General features: G+C 33.8%; 5 protein-coding genes and 1 pseudogene. 5 read left to right on the top strand and 1 reads right to left on the bottom strand.

Annotated features, from left to right (window positions below; translation table 11 throughout):
- Positions 1–193 precede the first annotated feature (193 nt).
- From V7056_RS12275 to V7056_RS12295, 5 genes and pseudogenes are all read left to right on the top strand, one after another.
- Positions 194–622, top strand: a pseudogene (locus V7056_RS12275) (ABC transporter substrate-binding protein).
- A gap of 329 nt (positions 623–951) precedes the next feature.
- Positions 952–1,881 carry an oligopeptide ABC transporter permease gene (gene opp3b / locus V7056_RS12280; protein ID WP_499702318.1) on the top strand — a complete coding sequence of 310 codons (930 nt, stop codon included), beginning with the start codon at positions 952–954 and terminating at the stop codon, positions 1,879–1,881.
- Complete coding sequence (gene opp3C / locus V7056_RS12285) at positions 1,881–2,903, top strand: oligopeptide ABC transporter permease (RefSeq protein WP_499702320.1); 1,023 nt, start codon at positions 1,881–1,883, stop codon at positions 2,901–2,903. The genes opp3b and opp3C overlap by 1 nt, the downstream gene beginning before the upstream one ends.
- 21 nt (positions 2,904–2,924) lie before the next feature.
- Complete coding sequence (locus V7056_RS12290; protein WP_499702322.1) at positions 2,925–3,974, top strand: ABC transporter ATP-binding protein; 1,050 nt, start codon at positions 2,925–2,927, stop codon at positions 3,972–3,974.
- Positions 3,964–4,899, top strand: coding sequence for an ABC transporter ATP-binding protein (locus tag V7056_RS12295; RefSeq protein ID WP_499702324.1), 936 nt, complete (start codon positions 3,964–3,966; stop codon positions 4,897–4,899). Before V7056_RS12290 ends, V7056_RS12295 begins: the two co-directional genes overlap by 11 nt.
- 154 nt (positions 4,900–5,053) lie before the next feature.
- On the opposite strand, the gene V7056_RS12300 is transcribed toward V7056_RS12295, so the two are convergent.
- The gene (locus tag V7056_RS12300) at positions 5,054–5,257 is read right to left on the bottom strand and encodes a hypothetical protein (RefSeq protein ID WP_087999978.1); all 204 of its coding nucleotides are present in this window, start codon (positions 5,255–5,257) and stop codon (positions 5,054–5,056) included.
- Between the last annotated feature and the right edge of the window lie 307 nt (positions 5,258–5,564).

The following is a 5,564-nucleotide window of genomic DNA, read 5'->3' on the forward strand; positions in this document are numbered from 1 at the left end:
ATCGAAAATTCTACAACAAAATGTCAGAATTGTATATTAATTGCTTACAATATAAACCAACATGGAATAGCACCTAGGAGGTTTACAGCATGAACCATAAGAGTAAAATTGAACAAATGCAATTTCATTAGCTTATGACAAATGTAATGGAAGGATTTTATAGATTAGATAAAAATAATCAACCAATAGATGTGTGGCCGATCAATATGAGGTAAGTAAGGACGGTAAAACCTATACTTTTCATATGCGTGATAATGCCAATTGGTCTAATGGTGATTTAGTGTCTGTAAAAGATTTTGAATATTCTTTGAAAAAATCTATTGACCCAGAACACGGTTACGAATACGCTTACATTATGTGTGATTTAAAATGCTGAAGCAATTAATAAAAGAAAATACCTATTGATTTGCTAGGTGTTAAAGCAATTGATGACAAAACGTTACAAGTGCAGTTAGAAAGACCAGTACCTTATTTCTTAAGTCTTGTTACTTTCCCAACTTTTTACCCGCAAAATGAAAAGTTTATGGAAGATCAAGGTGAAAAATATGTATCAGAAGCCAATAAAGGAACTTACAATGGGCCATTTTCTTTAAGAAAATGGAAAACACGATGTAAGTTTTAAGTTGACTAAAAATGATCAATATCGGGATAAAAGTACTGTTAAGTTAAAAGAGATTGGAATTACCTATTTCAAAAGTACGTGCAGTATAATGCAAGACCGACCATGCAATTGCTCTGATTTATCAAAGAGAACGGGCGTTTATATGTGAATGAAATTGTAAAACACCAGTTTGCTGGAGAATACACATTTAAATGGGTCGATTTAAGTAGTTATGTTTTAAATGAAAGAAGTAGTTCTGGAGAGTATATGGAAAGTCCGCATACTCTCCTTTTATAGAAAGAATTGTCAAAAAAAACAAAACTTTTTAAAATTTACAAGGGGGTGCTGTTGTGGGACGTTACGTGCTACAAAGATTTATTTACATGTTTGTCACACTATTTTTAATTTGTACTGTTACATTTTTCTTGATGAAGTTATTACCAGGTTCTCCTCTACGAAATGCGGAGAAACTTACACCTGAACAAAAGCAAATCATTTTTCATAAGTATGGGCTAGATAAGCCAGTACCAGTTCAATATGCGAACTATATGAAGAATCTAGCAAAAGGTGATTTAGGAGTTTCATATAAATACGACAATCGTCCAGTTACTGATATGATTGTTGGTCGTATTGGTCCATCTGCTCAATTAGGAGCACAAGCATTACTATTAGGTACATTTATGGGATTAATTTTTGGTATTGTTGCAGCACTTAAAAACAATACAATCTATGATTATAGTGCAACTGTTCTAGCAGTTATCGGAATTTCGATTCCATCATTCGTTTTTGGTGCAATTCTACAATTATATTTAGCTGTAAAATTCCCAATTTTCCCAGTAGCATATTGGGAAAGCTTTGCACATACGATCTTGCCGACAATTGCATTGTCAGTATTCGTAACAGCAAACGTAGCTCGTTTCTCTAGAACTGAGTTAATTGAAGTAATGAACTCTGAATATATCGTAACTGCGAAAGCAAAAGGTATTTCAAAAGTAGGAGTTATCATCAAACACGCATTACGTAATGCATTGATTCCAGTTGTAACAATTTTAGGGCCAATGGCTGTAAACTTAATGACTGGTACATTAGTTATCGAAAATATGTATGCTGTACCTGGACTAGGTTCTCAATTTGTTAACTCAATCGTAACAAATGACTACACAGTTATCATGGGTACTACCATCTTCTATAGTGCTTTATTATTATTAGTAATTTTCTTAGTAGATATTTTATACGGTGTTATTGATCCACGAATTCGTTTAGCGGGAGGTAATAAATAATGAGTAACAACACTGCAAAAAAAATACCATCAGATTTATTCCAACCTGCCGAATTGGATTTAACAAATGCTGAAAAAATTTCTAGACCTTCTGATTCATTTTGGAAGGATGCTAGAAGACGTTTTCTTAAAAACAAAGGTGCAATGTTAGGATTTGCGATTTTAGGTTTCTTACTAATTTTCGTAGTATTCGGACCAATGATGAGTGGTCACAAATATGATGACCAAGATTTAAAAAGAGCTAAATTACCACCAAAAATTGGTGTATTAGAAAATGTTAAATTCTTACCATTTGATGGCATTGACCAATATGGTACTGATCAATATGCGAAGAAACAAGTGACTGAGAACTTCTGGTTTGGTACAGATGATCTAGGTCGTGATATCTTTACTAGAACATGGGCTGGAGCGCGAGTTTCAATCTTAATCGGTTTAATAGCAGCAACAGTTGATATGTTAATCGGTGTAACTTTTGGTGGAATTTCTGGATTTTATGGTGGTAGAGTCGATACGATTATGCAACGATTTGCAGAAATCCTAATGGGTATTCCATATTTAATCGTAGTTATCCTGTTTATCTTAATTTTCAAAAACCCTGGTATTCTTTCAATCGCTTTAGCGATGGTAATAACCGGTTGGGTAAGTATGTCGCGTATTGTACGTGGTCAGATGTTAAAATTAAAAAATCAAGAATTCGTTTTAGCATCTAGAACATTAGGTGCAACAAATGCAAGCTTAATTGGAAAACATTTAATCCCTAATATTATGGGTCCAATTATCGTAATGATGATGTTCACGATTCCAAGTGCGATCTTTGCTGAAGCGTTCCTAAGCTTTATCGGTCTAGGTATTGCTCCACCAAAAGCATCATTAGGTTCATTAGTTAGTGACGGCTTTAAGTCTTTACAAACTTTCCCTCATATGATGATTATTCCGGCGGTTGTAATCAGTTTACTAATTTTAAGTTTCAACTTAATTGCAGATGGATTACGCGACGCTTTAGATCCTAAAATGAGTAAATAAAGATTGGAAGGAGAATGAACTATGAGTAAATTATTAGAAGTAAAAGATCTATGTGTCTCCTTTTATACTCATGCTGGTGAAGTCCAAGCAGTACGCGGAGTTTCATTTGATCTTAAAAAAGGTGAGACATTAGCAATAGTAGGTGAATCTGGTTCAGGTAAATCAGTTACATCAAAAGCTTTAATGGGGTTAATTCCAAACCCACCAGGTAAAATTAAATCAGGTGAAATTTTATTTGATGGAAAAGACTTAGCTAAACTTAGTGAAAAAGAAATGCAAAATATTCGTGGAAAAGAAATTTCAATGATTTTCCAAGATCCAATGACATCATTAAATCCAACGTTAACAATTGGATATCAGATTATGGAAGGTCTTCTTAAGCACCAAAAGATGAGCAAAACTGAAGCGAAAAAAATTGCTTTAGAATTAATCAATCTTGTTGGTATTCCTAAAGCTGAAGAGCGTTTCAAGCAATACCCTCACCAATTCTCTGGTGGTATGAGACAACGTGTTGTTATTGCGATGGCGTTAGCTTGTAATCCAAAATTATTAATTGCCGATGAGCCTACAACAGCTCTTGACGTTACAATTCAAGCTCAGATCTTAGAGCTTATGAAAGATATTCAAAGAAAAACTGATTCTGCAATTATCTTCATTACACATGATTTAGGTGTAGTAGCAAACGTTGCAGATAAAGTAGCGGTTATGTATGCAGGTAGAGTAGTGGAAATTGGAACTGTTGATGATGTGTTCTATAACCCACAACACCCATATACTTGGGGACTTCTTGCTTCAATGCCAGATTTAGAAAATGAACAAGGTCAGGAACTAGTAGCGATCCCTGGAACACCACCAGATCTATTAAATCCACCTAAAGGTGATGCATTTGCACCACGTAACCCAAATGCTTTAAAAATTGATTTTGAAATGGAACCTCCAATGTTCAAAGTGTCTGATACGCATTACGCTGCTACATGGTTATTACATGAAGATGCACCAAAGGTTTTACCACCTGAGGCTGTTCAGAAGCGTATCCGACGAATGAAAGAAGGTGAAGTAAATGTCAAATAAAGCAGAAAAATTAGTTGAAGTTAAAAATTTAAAACAATATTTTAATACAGGTAAAACAACTGTTAAAGCAATTGATGATGTTTCATTTGACATTTTTCGTGGTGAAACTTTTGGTTTAGTAGGTGAGTCAGGTTCTGGTAAATCTACAACTGGACGTGCAATCATTCGTTTATACAATGCGACAGACGGCCAAGTAATTTTCGACGGAGAAGATGTACATGGTAAGAAAAGTCGTAAAGAGTTAAAGAAATTTAACCGTCGTATGCAAATGATTTTCCAAGATCCATACGCATCATTAAATCCACGTATGAAAGTTGCAGATATCATTGCTGAAGGTATTGATATTCATGGCTTAGCTCGTAACAAAGAAGAGCGCATGAAAATGGTTTATGATTTACTTGAAACAGTTGGTTTAAATAAAGAACATGCGAACCGTTTCCCACATGAATTCTCAGGTGGACAACGTCAACGTATTGGTATTGCTAGAGCTCTTGCTGTACAACCAGACTTTATTATTGCCGATGAGCCGATTTCAGCACTTGACGTTTCGATTCAAGCGCAGGTTGTAAACTTAATGAGAAAGTTACAACAGGAAAAAGGATTAACGTATTTATTTATCGCCCATGACTTATCAATGGTTAAGTACATTAGTGATCGTATCGGTGTAATGTACCATGGGAAAATTGTTGAATTAGCAGATAGTGATGAATTATATAATCATCCAATGCACCCGTATACAAAATCATTATTATCAGCGATTCCACTTCCGGATCCTGATTATGAGCGCAATCGTAAACGTATGGTTTATGACCCATCTCAACATGATTATGCAAATGAAGAGCCAAAGTTACGTGAAGTTCGACCAGGACATTTCGTACTTTGTTCTGAAGCAGAATTTAAAAACTATCAACAACTTTATAAGTAATAAAGAAAAACCTAGTGAGTTCTCACTAGGTTTTTTGTTATACAAAAATTGTACATGTTAGATGAGCAAGAAATTAATGAAAGAGGAGTTCTATGGAAGGGGAAAAATGACAGAAAAAAAGGAATAAGATTGATTGATCTTATCCCTCAGTTGGTTAATATGTTTTTTTGCGGAAATTTCCTTTGCCACCAACTTGTTTAAAATTGGCTGACATTTTGTTCGACATATCAACAAATTGGCTTTTTTTATTTCGGCCAAATATTTTTTCGCCTATAGCGTTTGTAAATACACCATTTAATGCAGTGATTCCAATCACTAATACTGCAACGATTGAAAGATCAATAAAATATTCGTACATTAGATGTGCCTCCTAAAAATGTAAGCGTTACTACTATTGTATTAGAAAGTGAAAGAATAATAAAGGGGTAATCGTGTTATTTAGTTTAATAAATAGTATATTAATAAGTTTTGAAATTTACTGAAAATTGTACACCTTTTGTATAAGTTTTTTTAAATTTTTTTACAAATTGGTCTATATTTCTAACGTACAATATTGTATAATGTGAACATATAGTGATAGATTAAACTTATTATAAATAACAAATTCTTATAAATAACATCATAATAACTATATAACTTTTCATAAGGATAAAATAGTTAGGGGG

It is taken from the genome of Bacillus sp. JJ664 (assembly GCF_036962205.1).
In the GTDB taxonomy this organism is placed as follows: Bacteria; Bacillota; Bacilli; order Bacillales; family Bacillaceae_G; genus Gottfriedia.